Raw genomic sequence first — 17,864 nt, forward strand, 5'->3', positions numbered from 1 at the left:
AGGAAGATGAGGAGTATTTCTCCTCATCTTCTCGCCGTGCATAGAAGTACTGGCTGTTTAGTATTAGGGTGAAAGGGGTTATTACAATGGACAGAACCACAGGGGAAAAAAGACTCAACATTGCAGGCCTGATAGAAAAAAAGAGAAAAACGGCCAGTGTCGGGACCATTACTGAAAAAGCGATCCCAGGGATATTATTTGGAATTGCAGCCATATCTGTATTAACAACAATTGGAATCGTATTAACGTTACTGACTGAAACAGTACTTTTTTTCAAAGAGGTTCCTTTTCTTGACTTTTTTACCGGAACGAAGTTGAAGCCACTGGGGAAGGACGCTGTATTTGGCATACTACCGCTTTTGACGGGCACACTCTTGTCAACAGCGATAGCCATGGCAGTCGCCATTCCGATCGGCCTTATGACGGCTGTCTTCCTGAGTGAATATGCTTCCGAAAACATACGGAAAATCCTTAAGCCGATTTTGGAAATACTCGCGGGAATCCCTACAATCGTCTATGGGTTCTTCGCATTTACATTCGTCACTCCTCTATTGCGTTCATTTATCCCGGGGCTTGAGCCTACAAATATCCTTAGCCCGGGGATTGTGATGGGTATTATGATTATTCCGATGGTCGCATCCCTTTCGGAAGATGCGATGACCTCCGTTCCCAATGCAATGAGGGAAGGGGCGCTCGCCTTGGGAGCGACAAAGCTTGAGGTGACCTGGAAGGTTGTTGTTCCGGCCGCGATATCAGGCATCATTGCTTCCTTCGTCCTCGGGATTTCGAGGGCAATTGGGGAAACGATGATAGTGGCTATCGCTAGTGGAAGCTCCAAGAACTTTACGTTTGATGTGACTCAATCGATGCAGACAATGACCGCTTATATTGTCGAAGTTACCGGTGGTGAAGCAGCAGCCGGAACCACTCTATATTACAGCCTCTATGCCGTGGCGATGACTCTGTTTGTGTTTACTCTAATTATGAACCTTATCGCCCAATACGTTTCACGCCGCTTCAGGGAGGAATATTAAGATGAAATATATTGATAACACACAGGTTGAGAGGAAAATGGGAAAGCGACTTTTGGTAAACAAAATCGCGAAATTGTTTTTCCTCTTGGCAACACTTTTTGGCATCGCCGTCCTGGCCGTCCTTATTTACAGGGTCGTGGCGGACAGCATGGGCTGGATCGACAAGGACTTTTTATTGAATAGGCTATCAACAAATCCGGAAAAGGCTGGAATCCTTGGAGCAATTTACGGGACATTGTGGCTAATGGCAGTTGTTGCTCCAGCAACAATGGTTCTTGGGGTTGGCACTGCGATTTACCTTGAGGAATATGCCAAAAAAGGAAAGTTCCAGGCATTTATCCAGACGAATATTTCCAATCTTGCGGGAGTCCCATCCGTGGTATTCGGAATATTGGGGTTGACTGTTTTCGCCAGGGCACTTGGTTTAGGCTCTGTCGTTCTTGCCGGAGGGCTTACAATGGCCCTTCTTGTCCTGCCTGTTGTTGTAGTGGCGAGCCAGGAAGCCATTAGGGCTGTTCCACAATTTTTAAGGGAAGCTTCATACGGAATGGGAGCGACAAAATGGCAAACAATTAAAAATGTTGTCCTGCCAGCATCTCTCCCGGGCATCCTGACCGGCGTTATTCTTGCGCTATCGAGGGCAATTGGCGAAACAGCGCCGCTCGTCGTCATTGGCATACCTGCGCTATTAATACCGCTTCCGGAGGGCATTTTTGACAAATTTACGGTTCTGCCCGTCCAAATTTATTATTGGACAGTCGATTCGGCGCTCGTTGCAGAGTATGCAAACCTGGCAGCGGCTACGATTGTCATCCTTTTAATCGTCCTATTTGTGATGAACTCGATTGCAATTATTATCCGAAACAAATTCCAAAAAAGATATTAGGGCTGGAGGGAACTAGCTATGGGGATTACAGCAGGAAATATAAATGAAACATCAGCACAGGCAATTGGCAAAGAGAATATAGTTTATAGTACACGGGATCTCAATCTCTGGTATGGCGAAGGACACGCGTTAAAAAGTATTAATTTGGATATTGTCGAAAATGAAGTTACCGCCATTATCGGACCATCTGGATGCGGCAAATCAACCTATATTAAAACCTTGAACAGGATGGTTGAGTTGGTTCCGACAGTCCGGATTTCTGGTGAAATTCTTTACCGGGATAGAAACATTCTTGACAGGGAATACAAGGTCGAGGATTTGCGTACCAGGGTAGGGATGGTTTTTCAAAAACCAAATCCATTCCCAAAATCAATCTATGAAAATATAGCGTACGGACCAAAAATCCATGGAATAAAAAATAAGAAAATCCTTGATGAAATTGTTGAACAGAGCCTGCGCGGAGCGGCGATATGGGATGAAGTAAAAGACAGGCTCAATCAGAATGCATATGGACTTTCTGGAGGGCAGCAACAGCGTCTTTGCATTGCCCGTTGCCTTGCAATCGAGCCGGACGTCATTTTGATGGACGAACCAACTTCCGCGCTCGATCCGATCTCAACGTTAAAGGTAGAAGAGCTTGTACAGGAATTGAAGCAAAATTATAGTATAATTATTGTCACCCACAACATGCAGCAGGCTTCCCGGATTTCGGATAAGACTGCGTTCTTCCTGAATGGGGAAGTCATTGAATTTGCCGAGACAAGCAAAATCTTTTCCAATCCATCCGACAAACGGACGGAAGATTATATTTCAGGGCGGTTTGGCTGATTTTTGCCATTCCAGCACGGATAAGGTGGGATACCATGGGCACGAGAACCAATTTTGACAACAACTTGAACCAGTTGAAGGAAATGCTGACGGAAATGGTGAAAATGGCAAAGGATGCTGTGGAAGACTCAATCAGCACATTCATTTCGCAGGATCTTGACAATGCGAAGAAAATAATTGAAAAAGATGAGGAAATCAACCGGCTTGAATATCAAATTACCGAAAAGGCCATTTTGCTGATTGCAACTGAATCGCCTGTCGCAACCGATTTAAGGGCTATTCTTGCCGCCCTCAAAATCTCATCGGAGGTTGAGCGTATTGCCGACAACGCGGTTAATATCGCTAAGTCCGCCCTCCATATTGGGAAGGAAAAGCATATTAAAGAGATAGAGGATATTCCGAAAATGAAGGACCTTGTCATCGAAATGCTTGATACCGCCCTGCAATCCTTTTACACAAACGATGTTGCTTTGGCAAGGAAATGCGCGGAAATCGATGACCAAGTGGATGAAATGTACGGACAACTTGTCCATGAACTATTGGGACACATTCCTGGAAATCCTGAAGCGACGAACCAGATTACGCAAATGTCGTTTACTTGCAGGTATTTAGAGCGTATCGGAGACCATTCCACCAATATAGCGGAGCAGGTTATCTTTTTGGTAACAGGAAAACGGTATGAATTGAACCATTAAGAATTGATATGTGGCGAAATTTGCATCCAGACTATAAAAAGCAAACCGGCTTTATTGTCGAATGAAGGCGGGGAGAATTAACCAACAGCCCATCTAAATTTTTTTTTGCGCATTGAAAGAAGTGTGTGCGTGGGCAGGCGATTTCCGACAATTTGCGTTTATTGTAAGCATTATTGACAGGTGCTACCATTATTTATGAGAGCTGGCGGTTCTAAAGGAGCCGCTGGAGGAATAGGATGGTTAGTTATCTGAAAAGGGCGGTAATGGTTATGCTGACAACGAAATCGGAAACTAGGACGGAGCAAATGGATCAAGCAGCGGAGGGAGTTGCCTGTTCCGCGGAAAAGCTCGCCATAGCAACCGGGTTATGGATCAATGGAAACGTATATGGACGATTTGAAGCTAGGGAATCGCTTCTTTACGAGGAGAAACTCACACTAAAGATATCAGAGGAAAACCCTCATTCTAAAATTGCTCTCCTCAATTACTTTATTTGTAATCACGGCAATGAAGAAAAAAGAATAATGCTATTGGCTATGCACTTGCCAAAAACATTTGTAATGAATCACTTTTCCTTCATCTCCCCTGCCGACCAAACCATATTTCATCTCGCAGGAGAGAAGATGTTCCTTGTCGGTGGCCTCCCCGAGGAAAATCTTAAATGGAAGGCAACAGTCATCCCGTCATGGCATATAAGCTCCGACAGTATATGGGGGGATGTAGGGAGGGGGGTCCTGAAGTATTCTCCTTTGGCAAAAGGGAATCCCGCCAGCATCCTTTCAGCGGATATTGCCGTTCCTCCGGGAAAAACAGTACGATTGTCGTCATGGATCATTTCAGGGGAAGGCAAGACTGAGGTGGTTCGCCTAAGAGACGTACTTTTAAAAAACAGACTAGCATTTCAAAATGAAAAGTGATATTATAGAAAAGTCGTATAACGAACATGTTCTAAATGTTTGGAGGGATAATAATGCGCGTGAATATTACGTTAGCTTGCACTGAGTGTGGAGAGCGCAACTATATTTCTAAAAAAAATAAACGCAATAATCCAGATCGCCTTGAGCTCAAAAAATATTGCTCCAGGGAAAAGCGTACAACATTACATCGCGAAACAAAATAAGCAGTAGGGCTTCCTACTGCTTTTTTTGTTGCCTAAAATAGGTGAAAAGAGGGAATGGAATATGGAAGACAAGAAGAAATTGCGAAAGGCGATGATGAATTGCCTAAAATCAATTGCCGAGGGGGAATACCGTGAGCGTTCAGAACGGATTGCTTCCAATTTATTCAGGAATCCCGTTTGGGATAAAGCGGAAGTAATCGGCATTACGATATCCCGGCCACCTGAAGTTGATACATACCAGATTATCGAGAATGCCTGGAGGGAAGGAAAACGCATCGCTGTACCAAAGTGCCTACCTGCTACAAGGGAAATGCAATTCCGCTATCTTACGGATTTATCTCACTTGGAGAAGGTTTATTATGGCCTTCTTGAACCAATGGTAGAAAGGACAGCACCCGTGGAGCCGAGTGATATATGCCTGCTCGTCGTTCCAGGATTGGCTTTTTCCCGGAGTGGCTACAGACTTGGTTTTGGAGGGGGCTATTATGACCGTTTTTTGGCTGATTACAAGGGGGAAACGGTATCCCTTGCTTTCAACAGCCAAATCGTTGAAGATCTCCCAATCGAGGAGCATGACGTTCCTGTTGGGCTCATAGTGACTGAAGAGGCGGCCATTCAAAAATGACTCCAGGAATTTTACTCGGGGGGATTCTGATTTTTGTAGCAGCGTGGACAGGTTGGAAACTTAAGGCGTTGACCGTGACAGGCGCGTTAGCTTCAATTGGAATCGGCATTATGACCTTGGTGGGTACGGGTGTTAACGGCCTTTTGCTTCTTGGGGCTTTCTTCGCGTCGTCCAGCCTATGGTCAAAATTTAAAGCGAAAAGCAAATCGGCCATGGATGAAAAGCTTGCAAAAGGGGCAACGCGTGACTGGAGGCAGGTGGCCGCAAATGGAGGCCCTGCAGCGATTTGCAGCGGAATGTTTTTCGCAACAGGGAATCCCATTTGGCTTACCTGTTATGCCGCGGCTATTTCAAGCGCTAATTCGGATACATGGGCTTCGGAAATCGGACCCATTGGTAAGAGGGATCCAATCAGCATCAAAGGGTTCAAACGGGCCGAGCGGGGTACTTCTGGTGCTGTCAGCCTTCTTGGTACGTGCGCTGCCTTGGCCGGGGCAGGGTTTATCGCAATTATGGCCGTTTACTTCTTCGGGCTGCCGTTATGGACCGGTTGGATTATTTTCATTTTTGGATTTCTGGGAAACGTTATCGATACTCTTCTCGGCGCCTATTTTCAGGTATCATACAAGTGCAAGGTTTGCGGGCTTGAGACCGAGAAAGCTCGCCATTGCGGGGTACCTACAGGAAAGGTAAAAGGCAATTCCTTGCTTGATAATGATGTCGTCAACTTTTTATCCGGGGCAGCGGCAGTTATGGGAACTTACCTTATCCTTTTATAATTCATTGGATTTGGGATACTATTGAGGTTAGAATAGCCAGGAAATTATACAGGAGGCGATTTTATGAAGCGAGTCGCCAGGGTAGCAATCATCGGAATGGGTTCGGTCGGTTCAAGCTACGCCTTCGCGCTATTGAACCAGGGGATTACGGAAGAAATTGTTTTGATAGACCTGAATACGGCAAAGGCAGAAGGAGACGCGATGGATTTGAATCACGGACTGCCATTCGCTCCTTCAAGTACGAAAATCTGGTTTGGGGAGTACTCCGATTGCAAAGATGCCGATCTTGTCGTCATTTGTGCGGGTGCCAACCAAAAACCTGGCGAAACGCGGCTTGATCTTGTTGATAAAAATACCCGGATTTTTAAAGAGATTGTAGACAGTGTTATGGGAAGCGGGTTTGATGGGATTTTTCTTATCGCCACCAACCCAGTCGATATCCTTTCCTATGCTGTGTGGAAATTTTCAGGCCTGCCAAAGGAACGGGTCATCGGGTCCGGCACAATTCTGGATACTGCTAGATTCAGGTTCTTGCTTGGAGAATATTTCGATGTGGATCCAAGGAATGTCCATGCCTATATTATCGGTGAACATGGCGACACTGAACTTCCGGTTTGGAGCCATGCGGATATTGCCGGTATGAAAATAGGCGAATGGGCAAAAAAGAAGAACGACTTTAAACCGGAAGAACTCGACACAATCTTCCTGAATGTCAGGGACGCCGCCTATCATATTATTGAGAGGAAGGGTGCCACCTACTACGGTATCGCCATGGGACTTGTCAGGCTGACAAAGGCGGTCCTGGGAAATGAAAATTCCGTCTTGACTGTTTCAGCATTCCTGCAAGGGGAGTATGGGCAGGAGGACCTTTATATAGGGGTCCCTGCAATCGTAAACCGGAACGGGATAAAGGAAATTGTGGAGCTTGATTTGTCACCGGAAGAAAGGGAGAGGTTCGCCAATTCAGCTGGCATTTTGAAGGATATTCTTGAAAAAGCCATGGAACCCTACTAACATCAATTACCCCCTTTCGTATAAACCTCCTCCATAGGGATACGATAAAAAGGGAGGTAGGTAAAATGAATAAGGCAATTTCATCCGCCGTTATGTTCGGCGCCGCGGGGTACCTGATTTACAGGAACAGGTACAGGCTAATGAACATCCTGCTTGGCACAGGATGGGTCAGGAAAGCGGCTGTCAGAACAATCATGGGCATGCCGGGTGTAAAAAGAAGAATGATGGATTCTGTATTTGGAGAGCCGAACCGGCTATAAACCGGGCCGGCTCTTTCTCGTCTTCTAGGAAATAAAAACTTGAACCTTGTTGATAACTCGAAATAAGTTATTCTAATCCAGCTCCACAAGGAAAGCTACGGCAGCATAGCATCGCACGAAGGAAAAGTGTTTTTCTTTTCCGAGGAGCGCCTAGCCCCTCGAGGTCATAAGCCGGTTCCCTACGGAGGGCAGGCCCGTCCTCGGAAATGCTCGCATTTCCTTCGTGCGTGGGCCAATTCAGGATGTAATTCAGTGTCCTGCGGGCCCCGTCTTATGCTTGTCGGGGCTGACCACTAAGGAAAGCTCCTGAGAGTAATCATCCCAGGGACAGGCGGTCTTTGCCTGGCACGAAGGCGCTTTCGCATTTTGTATTATATTACTAGTTCAAGGAAACTTCGTTTATAATGGTATTGATACAAGGCTTACTTTTACAAAAAGGAGCCTCGGGAAAGCAGGGAAGCTCTTTGAACAATCTGGAACAAACTCTATTTTGGAAGCTTGCGGAATTATTTATCATACATTCGGGATACAGGATTGTGAAATTATTTCCGGATGAAAAAGAACTCTGGCTAGAAAAAAGTGAGTCTGCTGAGGTCCCTATTGTCCGTCTATACCGTGAGGATTTTGACTGGACCAACAGAATGTTAAGGGATATTGAGCTGACCGCTGCGACAGGGGCGAAAATCAGGAGCCAATTGGGCCAAAGGAATCTGCGAATTTTAAATATTTATGTAAGTGGGCAGCCCCCTGTTGATGATTACCAGCAGGTTTTGAGTGAGCGATTTGTTTATCGGGACAGACTATCCGAAATTTCGGTACATACCATATTGTTTGCAAACGGAACCTATGGGCAAGCAGAGGAAAGTTTAACTGGTATAGTGGATGCCGGTTCCTTAGATTTAAGCAATATGGATGGCCTCACTCCTGGGAATGCCGAGGAGACTAGACAGAGGACATTGGAATATGCTGAAAAGGATACCAGGCGAGAACAGGCCATTTTTACAGCGGGACGGCCTATTTTCACATATTTTTTCATGGCCTTTCAGATACTGGTGTTTTTATTGCTTGAACTCTATGGGGGCAGCACAAATCCTAACACTCTGATAAAATTTGGGGCGAAATTCAACCCTTTAATTTTGGAAGGGGAATGGTGGAGATTCATTACCCCGGTTTTTCTTCATATCGGCTTTCTACACCTGGTGATGAATACACTTGGGCTTTATTTTGTAGGGACTGCAGTGGAAAAGATGTTTGGAAGCGTTCGATTTTTGTTTGTTTACTTGTTTGCCGGCTTTGGCGGGTCGCTGGCAAGCTTCCTTTTCAGCCATGAAGTATCGGCTGGCGCGAGTGGAGCGATTTTTGGCTGCCTCGGGGCGCTTCTTTATTTCGGTATGGTGTATCCGCGTCTTTTTTTCAGGACAATGGGCCATACAGTGTTTTTGATCATCATTGTCAATCTCGCTTTCGGATTTTCGGTCTCAATGGTTGACAACGCCGGCCATCTTGGAGGTCTCGCAGCGGGATTCCTGGGAGCAGGCATAGTGCATTTTCCAAAAAAGAAAAAATTGATAAGCCAGATTGCCTTTGCCGCGGTATCCATTCTGCTGGCTACGGCAATGGTACAGCATGGTTTCGAGGAAGGGCTCGGGCCAAAAGATGAACACTCGGTTATCCTCCTCGCGGAAGAAAAAGTGAACAAAGAAGAGTATAATGAAGCTTACTCTATCCTTCGCCGTTATGAAGAAGAGAACAAAGTATCTGAAAAGACGTATTTTCTTTTATCCTATACGGAAATCAAGCTGCAAAAACTTCAGGATGCCAAGGCTCATTTGCTTAAAGCCATAGCCCAGGATAACAGCTTTTCGGAAGCTCATTTCAATCTTTCGCTTATTTACCTTGAGGAAGGGGATTTTGTTTCCGCCAAAAAGCATGCCGAAAAGGCCGCGTCCTTGAAACCAGGACAAAAGGATTATAAAAAATTGGTGGATGAAATAGATAAATTGCTCTCTGCCCAACGGGGAGCTTAACTGGAATCATACCGGATATCACTTTGCATATTGGAAACGAGGGGAATTACGTGAAAACCATTTATGACATCCAGCAATTCCTGAAAAAGTACGGTACCATTATTTATGTTGGCGAAAGGGTTGCCGACTTGGAACTAATTGAAGAAGAACTGATCGAATTGTACAATTCACAGTTAATTGAACATAGGGAATTCCAAAATGCGCTTATGCTCTTAAGGCAGGAAATCCAGCTGGAAAAAGAAAAAAACAACAAAAAAACAGGTGAGTAAACATGGAAAAATGGTTGGCAGGAATCGATTTGGGCGGAACAACAACGAAGATTGCTTTTATATCTTTTGACGGCGACATCAAAGACAAATGGGAAATTGCGACAGACAATTCGAATGAAGGCAAAAATATCGTCTTGAATATAATAAAATCCATCGATGAGCGGCTCAATGTAATTGGACAGGCCAGGGAGATACTTGCGGGAGTCGGGATGGGGGCTCCGGGACCGGTCGATTATGGCACAGGCATCCTCTATAATGCTGTCAATCTCGGCTTTAAGGGGAGTTATCCATTAAAGGCTACCATTGAAACGGAAATGTCCCTCCCGGCGGCAATTGATAATGATGCAAATTGCGCCGCAATTGGGGAAATGTGGAAGGGTGCGGGTGATGGAGCGAAAGACCTCGTTTGCGTGACATTGGGAACGGGGGTGGGCGCCGGAGTGATTGCCAACGGGCAAATTGTACAAGGCGTGAGCGGTGCTGCGGGTGAAATTGGCCACATTACCTCTATTCCCACTGGGGGTGCCCGGTGCAATTGCGGAAAAACGGGCTGCCTTGAAACGATTGCCTCTGCTACCGGCATCGTAAGGCTTGCCATGGAATCAGTCCAAGCTGGGAAGAAGGGAAGGTTGGCTGAAATTGTGGCAGCCAACGGGATTATCACCGCGAAAGATGTTTTTGATAGCGCGAGGGATGGAGATTCAGCAGCGGGACAGATTGTGGACGAGGTTGCCTTCCATCTTGGCCTCGCCCTTGCGAATGTTGCCAATATACTTAACCCGGAGAAAATTGTCCTTGGCGGAGGGGTATCGCGCGCAGGTGATATTCTTTTAAAAAAGGTAAGGGATCAGTTTACCCGCTATGCTTTCACGCGGGTTCGTGAAACAACAACGATTGCTTTGGCGACACTCGGAAATGATGCCGGAGTCATCGGCGCAGCGTGGCTCGCCAAGAATAGGCTTACATTATAGAATATGTCGCATGCAGGGCTCCCGTTTCCGGGGGCCTTCTTTGTTACTAGCATGAAACCCCCATATCTATTCATACATTTTAAAGAACTAACGCAAGAAGGTCTTTATTGGTTAGGGGGGAATTCATGCTCATCGACCGACTGCCTGACAAGGCTCTAGCAGACTACGGGCGTTTGTTTTGTTTACAGCCTGAACTGATCCGGGCATCAAATGACTTTGACATATTTAAAGAGAAAAAGGGGGGAAGGATACGCATCCCAGGGTTTACCGTGAAGCGTTATAGTCTGAAAAAAGGGGAGACGCTGGATTCGGTTGCTTCCCTTTTGCCTTTTGAAACCGAAACCATAAAGCTTTTGAATGCAAGAAGCCGGATAAGTAACGAGAGGTGCATCCTGCTTCCTTGTAGGGCAACAGCCCCGGTTCTTATTGGAAGGACAAAATACTGTTCCAATATTCTTGAACGAGATTTGGAGGCACTGACGGAAGTCTATCCATTTGTAAAAACTTCGGTGATAGGCCGAAGCGTTCTAGGAAAACCGATTTGGGAACTGAAAATTGGGAACGGGCATCGGAAAGTCCATTTTAATGCATCATTTCACGCAAACGAATGGATAACTAGTGGAATTCTTATGGAACTTGTTAATATGTATTTGCTTGCCCTTTGTGATAATCGAACAATATTGGGAGAAGAAGCAATATCGATTTTTGAATCAACCGAACTCTCAATCGTTCCGATGGTGAATCCAGATGGAGTTGACCTTGTCCTGCACGGGCCGCCTCCGGGGATGTGGGAACTGGCAACAGCAATAAATGGTGGAAAAACCGACTTTTCCGGCTGGAAAGCGAACATCAGGGGGGTGGATTTGAATAATCAGTTTCCCGCCAATTGGGAAATCGAAAAAGAAAGAAAGGAACCAAAGTCTCCCGCACCACGTGATTTTACGGGAACATCTCCCCTATCCGAACCGGAAGCTATTGCGATGGCCAATCTCTCGGTAAACAGCCGTTTTGATATGGTTGTGGCATTCCATACCCAGGGCCAAGAGTTTTATTGGGGGTATGGGGGTAAAGAGCCCGCTGTTTCCTCGTACATTGCAGAGGAATTTTCCAGGTTAAGCGGGTACAGGGCAGTCCACACAATCGACAGCCACGCTGGATTCAAGGACTGGTTCATTCAGGAAAACGGACGGCCCGGGTTTACAATAGAGCTTGGAAAGGGAATAAACCCTCTGCCGCTTTCTCAATTTAATAAGGTTTATCGGGATGTATTGGGGATTTTTCTATTTGCATTAGGAAAATCTTTTTAAACTGGTAAAAAAACAAAATAATATGAAACTATTAGCCGTAGTAAATCGTCTAATTAATATCTGCTAATAAGGGGGAAGGAAATGGGCAAAAGTCTGCGAAACATATCCTATCAATTTTCAGCACCTGCCAGGCTGCTTTTCATTTTCCTCCTTTTCTTTTCCCTGGCGTCATGTTCGCAACCAAAGGAGAAGGCGCAGCCCACTGGACAATCTGGAGATCCAATCGCCAATGGTGGGCAGACGGCGAAACAATCGGAAGGCTGGAAACTTCCGCTTAAGGTCCCTGAAGGAGAGTTTTTCAAGGTTTTCGGCTGGCTTAGTGACAGCGAAATCGTCTTTGCATCAAATTTATCTTTAGGCTCCAACCTTTATCGCTATTCCCTTGAAACAGGAGAGAGCGATTTGATTCTAATGACCGAAAATCCAATTGTTACTGTCTCCATCAATCCCCAAAAAACTAGGCTGATGGTCCATACTTCCCCATCTTCTTATGAAGCGGTTGTAACAATATATGATACAAACGGAAACGAGTTGGCAAACCAGTCCTTTCCATCGTCTGAGCTCCATACCGAATGGAACCCTTATGAAGTAGATGATTTGTTGATTGTCGCATTTAATGAGGATTGGACCTATAAGGCTTTCCGTATGAATGCCGCCGACAGGAAAGTCGAGGAGATTGGCATACCCAATCCATTTGTGAAATGGATTGGAAAAGACAAGTATGCATATCTTGAATGGGATGAAGATAATCCAACCTTTTTCGCTCCTCTCGTAATGCAGGACATCCAAGGCGAAAAAGCAACAGCGCCATTCGGAAATCTCTACCACCTTGAAACGTATAATAACCTAATTCTGGGTATAAGCGCGGCTGGAGAAGAATTTGATAAAGCAATTTTTACGTTTTATGATACACGGCTCAGCCAATTATTATCTTTCGAACTTCCCCAGCTAGGCAGGTTCTCCGGCTGGCTCGTTCCTTTTATGGATTTTAACGACAACAAACAGGAGTTTACCATTTTCGAGCCTATTAAAAGCGGGGATGCGGATTCCTACACAGAGGGATTTATTCTTTCATCCCATGCACTCGGGGGAGGGAGAAAAGTTCTTTTGGAGGGGGCGGAAAATCAGCCGATTGAATCGTCTCCAAACGGAGAAGCATTCCTTTATGGCTACAGGTTTGAGAAGATCATCGATTCTGTAGGAAAAAGGGTTATAAGCCTTATCCAGGAGTAAAAAAAGGACTGCCCAATCAATCCGGGAGTCCTTTTTGTTTTAGATTTTTATGTTCCGGTAGGGTAACCGCTTTTCAGGATTGTCATGAATGTGAACCAGCCAAAAACAAGGAATGTCGCAACGGCAAAAAATAGTCCAAGGAAATTTTTATTTTTTAGTGAGGTAAATGAACTATATCCCGCCAGCAAAGTAACAAGTGCGAAAATAATAACAAGCCCTACTTTAAGCATATTTAAAAGCCCCCTTTACCATATAGTCTACGGGCGGTAATGCCCGGCCCCATTATGTAGCAAATCATTTCCATTCGAATTCAATTCTATATTTTTTTATCGGATTTGTCGAGCATTAGTGTACAATAAGGCTATCACATAGTGCAACAGGAGGTATTCACATGAATTGGTTTCCGGTCCCGCTTGGCGGCTTGCAGACGAATTGCTATATCCTTTACCGGGAAGACCGAACATGCCTTATTTTTGATCCGGGGGAAGAGGGGACTAAACTTATCAATATCCTGGCGGAAAAAAAGCTTGAGCCAAGGGCAATCCTGCTGACTCATGCGCATTTTGACCATATCGGAGCGGTTGACACAATCAGGGATCGTTACGGCATCCCTGTTTATATTCATAACAGGGAGGCAAAATGGCTAAGCGATCCGGCCTTGAATGGTTCAGGCTTATTTCCAGTCGGGCCACCGATAAGGGTCAGAGATGCGGATTATTTAATAAAGAATGAAGGAGAAATGACAGTAGACGGTTTCACATTCAATGTTTTTGAAACGCCAGGGCATTCGCCGGGAAGTGTCTCCTTTTATTTTTCCGAAAAAGGAATTATCGTTTCAGGCGATGCTCTGTTCATGGGAAGCATAGGGAGAACGGATCTCCCAGGAGGAAACGAGAAGGAACTGATGAAGAGCATCCATTCTAAGCTTTTGGCCCTGCCTGAAGAGACGATTGTTTTGCCCGGCCATGGGCCTGCGACAACCATTGGTGATGAAATGGATACGAATCCATTCCTTCATGGATTCGGTCTATAGCTTTACGAAAGAGAAAAACGATAGGGGAGAAACAACTACATGCTTTCTCATCTCGAGGATATTATCGGGAAATCACGAAACGGGCTGATTTCCTATGCGGACTATATAGAACTGGCTCTTTATCATCCCGTCCATGGCTATTATATGCGGGAATCCGAAAAAATTGGGCGGTCAGGCGATTTTATTACATCTAGCAATGTTTCGGATATATTCGGCCGGATTTTTTCAAAGTGGTTTGCCCGGCATGTCAAAATAAATGGCGTTGCCCCGGCTGTTTGTGAAATTGGAGGCGGGAACGGCCGCTTTGCGAAAGCCTTTATGGAAGAATGGGCTAACCATTCTGGGGATAGCCTTACCTATACGATCATAGAGACGAGCCCGTATCACCGAAAGCTACAAAGTGAAGCGCTTGATGGTTTTTCAGGCTTTTCGCAAGAGAGTGGGATTCAAAGCATCCGCCATTTCAAAGGGATCATTTTTTCAAACGAATTATTCGATGCCTTGCCAGTCCATGTAGTCGAAAAAAAATCCGGAATACTCATGGAGGCCATGGTTGGCATTGACAATGGCCGGCTCTTTGAAAAGCTTGTGCCATTAAAAAATGAGGAAGTCGCCTCATTTCTGGAGGAAAACGGGCTTTTCTTGAACGAAGGGCAGCGGATCGAAGTTCCATTGGCAATGGGAAAAATGGTGCGGGAAATTTCCCGTTCCCTTGAAGAAGGGATTGTCGCCACAGTCGATTATGGATATACAGCTGAAGAGTGGATGTTGCCTGAGAGGAAACAAGGAAGCCTGAGGGGATATATGAACCACCAGATGGTAAATGATGTACTGGCCTATCCGGGAAGGATGGATATTACGACGCATATCCATTTCGATGCCCTTGCGAAAGAGGGGGAAAAACAGGGGCTTGAAGCGCTTACGAAGTTGAGGCAGGATGAATTCCTGATTTCCGCTGGGATTCTTACTGAATTTGAAGAACATTATGACCCGAACCCTTTTTCCGAAAGAAGCAGGCGGAACCGGGCGATCCGAAGCCTCGTGCTTCCTTCGGGGATGAGCGCCTCTTTCCATGTGCTCCTCCAGCAAAAGGGATTAAGGCTTGGTGCTGATAAGATTTTTCCATAATGTATGATTATCATTTATCTAGTTTAGAACAAAATGCGCAAGCGCCTTCGCGACAAGCAAAAACCGCTTGTCCCTGCGATGATTATTCTCAGGAGCTTTCCTTAGTGGTCAGCCCCGACAAGCATAAGACGGGGCCCGCAGGACGGGCCTGCCCTCCGGAGGGAACCGGCTTATGACCTCGAGGGGCTAGGTGCTCCTCGGAAAAGAAAAACACTTTTCCTTCGTGCGATGCTATGCTGCCGTAGCTTTCCTTGTGGAGCTGGATTACAATAACTTATTTCGAGTTATCCACAAGCTTACATTTAAAATTTCCTAGAAAACAAGAAAAACCGCCGGGGAAGTGGCTCCCCGGCGGTCTTTTCGAGCATATCTGGAATTAATGGCCCCCGCCTAACGGCATCATGAAGGTAGTCCAGTAGGTGAATCCAGCAAAGAAGATTGTCAAATATGCCCCGAAAATATACATATACATGCGTTCTGATAATTTAAGATAGCTTAGAAGAACAAAGAATCCGGTCTGTGCCAGGAAGAGCAGCGCCGTTTTTGGCATATGCCCCAAGTAAAACATCACTGTGAAAATCCCGGTCCAGAACCCGAGCACCCTGTACATTCGCTCCATATGTAACCCTCCCTTTTACCCGTGATACCATCGTACCATATTATAAGATAAAAGAGATGGAAAAGTAAACTATCGTCTCCAAAACTTAGTTGGATACCAGTGCCTGATAGGTGCAAGTGTCGCATCCGTTCGCGATACTCTGATACTCAATCAGTTCGGCAGATTCGAATAACGCTTCAAACATGCCTTTCAAAAATTCATGGTGCATGCTGCATACTGCTTCTGAATGATCAACGGCAACTTCTTTGAACGGGCAGTTGTAGATTTGGAAAAATATCTTTGTCTTATCGTCATTCACTTCAAATTCGGGATAAAAGCCCGCAAGCGTGGCAGCGCTTTTCAAGATGGAGAGCTTTTGTTCGAAATCCAATTCTGTTCCGGCCTGCATCCTTTTGGTGATTTCCTGCTCGATTAGTTCCGCGCCGAAACGCTTGCCAGTTAAATATAAAGCTTTTTTTCCCTCTTCCCCTAGTGCCAGCATGGTTTGAATTGCAACTTTAGACAAAAGCATATAGTCGCGGTAGGGAAAGTGAAGTTGGATGACATCATCGGAAAGCCTATAAAGCCTGCTTGGCCTGCCGCCTTTTCCAGTTTTTTTTGTTTCGGATGAAAGCATGTTTACATCCTCGAGCTTTGAAAGATGCAGGCGGGCGACGTTCGGATGGATATTGAAATTGTCGGCTACCTCTTGTACAGTTACTTCCTGGTGGCGTTTAGTGATGTATTGATAGATGTAATACCTGGTTGGATCGGATAAAACGTTGGTTATTTTTAAAGTCTGCTCCATTATGGTTCACCTCGGACCCCTCAATTTATTCCATTATAATACAGCACTAATCCCTTTGGAATGAGGTTAACAATGTTAACACTTTATGTTTGGAAAGTGTTCACAATTAACCTATTGTCATTATACAAAAACTACACAAACAGTAGACGATTGATATACAACATTTCTGTCAATACTCGTTTTCTGAACATTTGCTTCAAATTCTACTTTTTTTCTGTGGGAAATAGTAAAAACCGGCTGGCAGGTGTATGAAAGAAGGTGGTTTGTTAACAAAAAATTCACAAATTTCACTTGGATAAAATTAGTGTTTTTTTTGGTTAGCTGTATAATAAAAATGAAAGGTGGTGTTTTCCATTGCTAGTGCCATAGAAGCCCTCGCCGACAGGATTATCGCCAATGCTGTCGAGTATCATGCAACAGATATCCACATCCTCCCCCGAAAAGAAGATACGCTAATCCAATTCCGCATTACAAACAAACTAAGCCCACGGATGTCCCTTCCAAAGGAAGAATGCGACAGGCTCATATCCCATTTTAAATTTACCGCCCATATGGATATAGGTGAACGGCGAAGGCCCCAGAGCGGCGCTGTTTTTGCCGAAGTCAATGGCCGTTCATTTGGGCTGCGGCTGTCAACCCTTCCATCGAATAACCGAGAAAGCATGGTCATCAGGCTCCTGCCCCAACATGACAAATATTCCTTCGACCGATTGTCCCTCTTTCCGGGTATGGCAAGAAAATTGCTGAACCTGCTCAATCATTCCCATGGCATGATTATTTTCACCGGGCCAACGGGGAGCGGCAAGACCACCACCCTTTATTCCCTTCTTAATGAAACAGCGAGTAAATACCATCGAAGCGTAATTACCCTTGAGGATCCAATTGAAAAGGAATGCGGCACCGTCCTGCAGGTTCAAGTGAATGAAAAAGCAGGAGTAACGTATGCCGCTGGGCTGAAAGCGATCCTAAGGCATGATCCTGATATTATCATGGTCGGGGAAATCCGTGATGCTGAAACGGCCAGGGTGGCGGTGAGGGCAGCAATGACCGGGCATCTCGTACTTACAACAATGCACACAAGAGACTCGCCGGGAGCAATCCATAGGCTTCACGTGTAATTATTCACCATCGTTGAGATACCTTCACCAAGCTTGAGACAGATTCAACATCTTTGAGACGGAAAGTTGTTAAATCCCTTGATAAATCAACATCGGGTTTCAGAATGGTTGAGACAAGGTTTTTAAGGTAA

20 protein-coding genes and 1 pseudogene are annotated in these 17,864 nt (G+C 45.3%); 18 read left to right on the top strand and 3 right to left on the bottom strand.

Annotation, left to right across the window (positions count from 1 at the left end; all coding sequences use genetic code 11):
- Positions 1-86 precede the first annotated feature (86 nt).
- From pstC to RB160_RS19100, 15 genes are all read left to right on the top strand, one after another.
- On the top strand, positions 87-1,034 hold the full coding sequence (pstC, locus tag RB160_RS19030) for a phosphate ABC transporter permease subunit PstC (protein ID WP_316572017.1): 948 nt from the start codon (positions 87-89) through the stop codon (positions 1,032-1,034).
- A 1-nt stretch (position 1,035) separates the two neighbouring features.
- On the top strand, positions 1,036-1,920 hold the full coding sequence (gene pstA / locus RB160_RS19035) for a phosphate ABC transporter permease PstA (protein WP_316572018.1): 885 nt from the start codon (positions 1,036-1,038) through the stop codon (positions 1,918-1,920).
- Between the two features lie 18 nt (positions 1,921-1,938).
- The gene (pstB, locus tag RB160_RS19040) at positions 1,939-2,748 is read left to right on the top strand and encodes a phosphate ABC transporter ATP-binding protein PstB (protein WP_316572019.1); all 810 of its coding nucleotides are present in this window, start codon (positions 1,939-1,941) and stop codon (positions 2,746-2,748) included.
- A 35-nt stretch (positions 2,749-2,783) separates the two neighbouring features.
- Positions 2,784-3,443 (top strand): phosphate signaling complex protein PhoU, encoded by a 660-nt coding sequence (phoU, locus tag RB160_RS19045; protein WP_316572020.1) that lies wholly within the window; start codon positions 2,784-2,786, stop codon positions 3,441-3,443.
- Between the two features lie 236 nt (positions 3,444-3,679).
- Positions 3,680-4,360: a hypothetical protein gene (locus RB160_RS19050; RefSeq protein ID WP_316572021.1), complete on the top strand. Its 681-nt coding sequence runs from the start codon at positions 3,680-3,682 to the stop codon at positions 4,358-4,360.
- Between the two features lie 53 nt (positions 4,361-4,413).
- Entirely contained in the window at positions 4,414-4,563 is a 150-nt protein-coding gene (gene rpmG / locus RB160_RS19055) for a 50S ribosomal protein L33 (protein WP_082306913.1), read from the top strand.
- A 61-nt stretch (positions 4,564-4,624) separates the two neighbouring features.
- A complete protein-coding gene (locus tag RB160_RS19060) occupies positions 4,625-5,188 on the top strand; it encodes a 5-formyltetrahydrofolate cyclo-ligase (RefSeq protein WP_316572022.1) in 564 nt (187 codons plus the stop codon).
- Positions 5,185-5,967 carry a DUF92 domain-containing protein gene (locus tag RB160_RS19065; RefSeq protein ID WP_316572023.1) on the top strand — a complete coding sequence of 261 codons (783 nt, stop codon included), beginning with the start codon at positions 5,185-5,187 and terminating at the stop codon, positions 5,965-5,967. Before RB160_RS19060 ends, RB160_RS19065 begins: the two co-directional genes overlap by 4 nt.
- A 63-nt stretch (positions 5,968-6,030) precedes the next feature.
- Positions 6,031-6,981, top strand: coding sequence for an L-lactate dehydrogenase (locus RB160_RS19070; protein ID WP_316572024.1), 951 nt, complete (start codon positions 6,031-6,033; stop codon positions 6,979-6,981).
- Between the two features lie 65 nt (positions 6,982-7,046).
- The gene (locus RB160_RS19075; protein ID WP_316572025.1) at positions 7,047-7,241 is read left to right on the top strand and encodes a hypothetical protein; all 195 of its coding nucleotides are present in this window, start codon (positions 7,047-7,049) and stop codon (positions 7,239-7,241) included.
- A gap of 464 nt (positions 7,242-7,705) precedes the next feature.
- Complete coding sequence (locus RB160_RS19080) at positions 7,706-9,268, top strand: rhomboid family intramembrane serine protease (protein ID WP_316572026.1); 1,563 nt, start codon at positions 7,706-7,708, stop codon at positions 9,266-9,268.
- 50 nt (positions 9,269-9,318) lie between these two features.
- Positions 9,319-9,537 carry a YqgQ family protein gene (locus RB160_RS19085; RefSeq protein WP_316572027.1) on the top strand — a complete coding sequence of 73 codons (219 nt, stop codon included), beginning with the start codon at positions 9,319-9,321 and terminating at the stop codon, positions 9,535-9,537.
- A gap of 2 nt (positions 9,538-9,539) precedes the next feature.
- Positions 9,540-10,508: an ROK family glucokinase gene (locus RB160_RS19090; RefSeq protein ID WP_316572028.1), complete on the top strand. Its 969-nt coding sequence runs from the start codon at positions 9,540-9,542 to the stop codon at positions 10,506-10,508.
- A gap of 125 nt (positions 10,509-10,633) precedes the next feature.
- Positions 10,634-11,815: a M14 family metallopeptidase gene (locus RB160_RS19095; RefSeq protein ID WP_316572029.1), complete on the top strand. Its 1,182-nt coding sequence runs from the start codon at positions 10,634-10,636 to the stop codon at positions 11,813-11,815.
- A gap of 81 nt (positions 11,816-11,896) precedes the next feature.
- The gene (locus tag RB160_RS19100; RefSeq protein WP_316572030.1) at positions 11,897-13,048 is read left to right on the top strand and encodes a YqgU-like beta propeller domain-containing protein; all 1,152 of its coding nucleotides are present in this window, start codon (positions 11,897-11,899) and stop codon (positions 13,046-13,048) included.
- A 47-nt stretch (positions 13,049-13,095) separates the two neighbouring features.
- On the opposite strand, the gene RB160_RS19105 is transcribed toward RB160_RS19100, so the two are convergent.
- The gene (locus tag RB160_RS19105) at positions 13,096-13,278 is read right to left on the bottom strand and encodes a DUF2759 domain-containing protein (protein WP_316572031.1); all 183 of its coding nucleotides are present in this window, start codon (positions 13,276-13,278) and stop codon (positions 13,096-13,098) included.
- Positions 13,279-13,439: 161 nt separating this feature from the next.
- Here RB160_RS19105 and RB160_RS19110 point away from each other — a divergent pair, with 161 nt between their 5' ends.
- Both RB160_RS19110 and RB160_RS19115 read left to right on the top strand, forming a co-directional pair.
- Positions 13,440-14,081, top strand: a complete 642-nt coding sequence (locus tag RB160_RS19110) for an MBL fold metallo-hydrolase (RefSeq protein WP_316572032.1) — start codon at positions 13,440-13,442, stop codon at positions 14,079-14,081.
- 39 nt (positions 14,082-14,120) lie between these two features.
- Complete coding sequence (locus tag RB160_RS19115; RefSeq protein WP_316572033.1) at positions 14,121-15,209, top strand: class I SAM-dependent methyltransferase; 1,089 nt, start codon at positions 14,121-14,123, stop codon at positions 15,207-15,209.
- Positions 15,210-15,585: 376 nt separating this feature from the next.
- On the opposite strand, the gene RB160_RS19120 is transcribed toward RB160_RS19115, so the two are convergent.
- Positions 15,586-15,828: a DUF2626 domain-containing protein gene (locus tag RB160_RS19120; protein ID WP_316572034.1), complete on the bottom strand. Its 243-nt coding sequence runs from the start codon at positions 15,826-15,828 to the stop codon at positions 15,586-15,588.
- A gap of 85 nt (positions 15,829-15,913) precedes the next feature.
- Positions 15,914-16,615, bottom strand: a complete 702-nt coding sequence (locus RB160_RS19125; protein WP_316572035.1) for a helix-turn-helix transcriptional regulator — start codon at positions 16,613-16,615, stop codon at positions 15,914-15,916.
- A 353-nt stretch (positions 16,616-16,968) separates the two neighbouring features.
- Here RB160_RS19125 and comGA point away from each other — a divergent pair.
- A pseudogene (comGA, locus tag RB160_RS19130) lies at positions 16,969-17,724 on the top strand (competence type IV pilus ATPase ComGA); the annotation flags it as partial.
- Positions 17,725-17,864: the final 140 nt, after the last annotated feature.

Source organism: Neobacillus sp. YIM B06451, assembly GCF_032667185.1.
Taxonomy (GTDB): domain Bacteria; phylum Bacillota; class Bacilli; order Bacillales; family Cytobacillaceae; genus Bacillus_D.

Coding starts and splice junctions, on each gene's coding strand:
- pstC (WP_316572017.1), top strand. CDS start 87: ATGGACAGAACCACAGGGGAAAAAAGACTCAACATTGCAGGCCTGATA.
- pstA (WP_316572018.1), top strand. CDS start 1,036: ATGAAATATATTGATAACACACAGGTTGAGAGGAAAATGGGAAAGCGA.
- pstB (WP_316572019.1), top strand. CDS start 1,939: ATGGGGATTACAGCAGGAAATATAAATGAAACATCAGCACAGGCAATT.
- phoU (WP_316572020.1), top strand. CDS start 2,784: ATGGGCACGAGAACCAATTTTGACAACAACTTGAACCAGTTGAAGGAA.
- RB160_RS19050 (WP_316572021.1), top strand. CDS start 3,680: ATGGTTAGTTATCTGAAAAGGGCGGTAATGGTTATGCTGACAACGAAA.
- rpmG (WP_082306913.1), top strand. CDS start 4,414: ATGCGCGTGAATATTACGTTAGCTTGCACTGAGTGTGGAGAGCGCAAC.
- RB160_RS19060 (WP_316572022.1), top strand. CDS start 4,625: ATGGAAGACAAGAAGAAATTGCGAAAGGCGATGATGAATTGCCTAAAA.
- RB160_RS19065 (WP_316572023.1), top strand. CDS start 5,185: ATGACTCCAGGAATTTTACTCGGGGGGATTCTGATTTTTGTAGCAGCG.
- RB160_RS19070 (WP_316572024.1), top strand. CDS start 6,031: ATGAAGCGAGTCGCCAGGGTAGCAATCATCGGAATGGGTTCGGTCGGT.
- RB160_RS19075 (WP_316572025.1), top strand. CDS start 7,047: ATGAATAAGGCAATTTCATCCGCCGTTATGTTCGGCGCCGCGGGGTAC.
- RB160_RS19090 (WP_316572028.1), top strand. CDS start 9,540: ATGGAAAAATGGTTGGCAGGAATCGATTTGGGCGGAACAACAACGAAG.
- RB160_RS19095 (WP_316572029.1), top strand. CDS start 10,634: ATGCTCATCGACCGACTGCCTGACAAGGCTCTAGCAGACTACGGGCGT.
- RB160_RS19100 (WP_316572030.1), top strand. CDS start 11,897: ATGGGCAAAAGTCTGCGAAACATATCCTATCAATTTTCAGCACCTGCC.
- RB160_RS19105 (WP_316572031.1), bottom strand. CDS start 13,278: ATGCTTAAAGTAGGGCTTGTTATTATTTTCGCACTTGTTACTTTGCTG.
- RB160_RS19110 (WP_316572032.1), top strand. CDS start 13,440: ATGAATTGGTTTCCGGTCCCGCTTGGCGGCTTGCAGACGAATTGCTAT.
- RB160_RS19115 (WP_316572033.1), top strand. CDS start 14,121: ATGCTTTCTCATCTCGAGGATATTATCGGGAAATCACGAAACGGGCTG.
- RB160_RS19120 (WP_316572034.1), bottom strand. CDS start 15,828: ATGGAGCGAATGTACAGGGTGCTCGGGTTCTGGACCGGGATTTTCACA.
- RB160_RS19125 (WP_316572035.1), bottom strand. CDS start 16,615: ATGGAGCAGACTTTAAAAATAACCAACGTTTTATCCGATCCAACCAGG.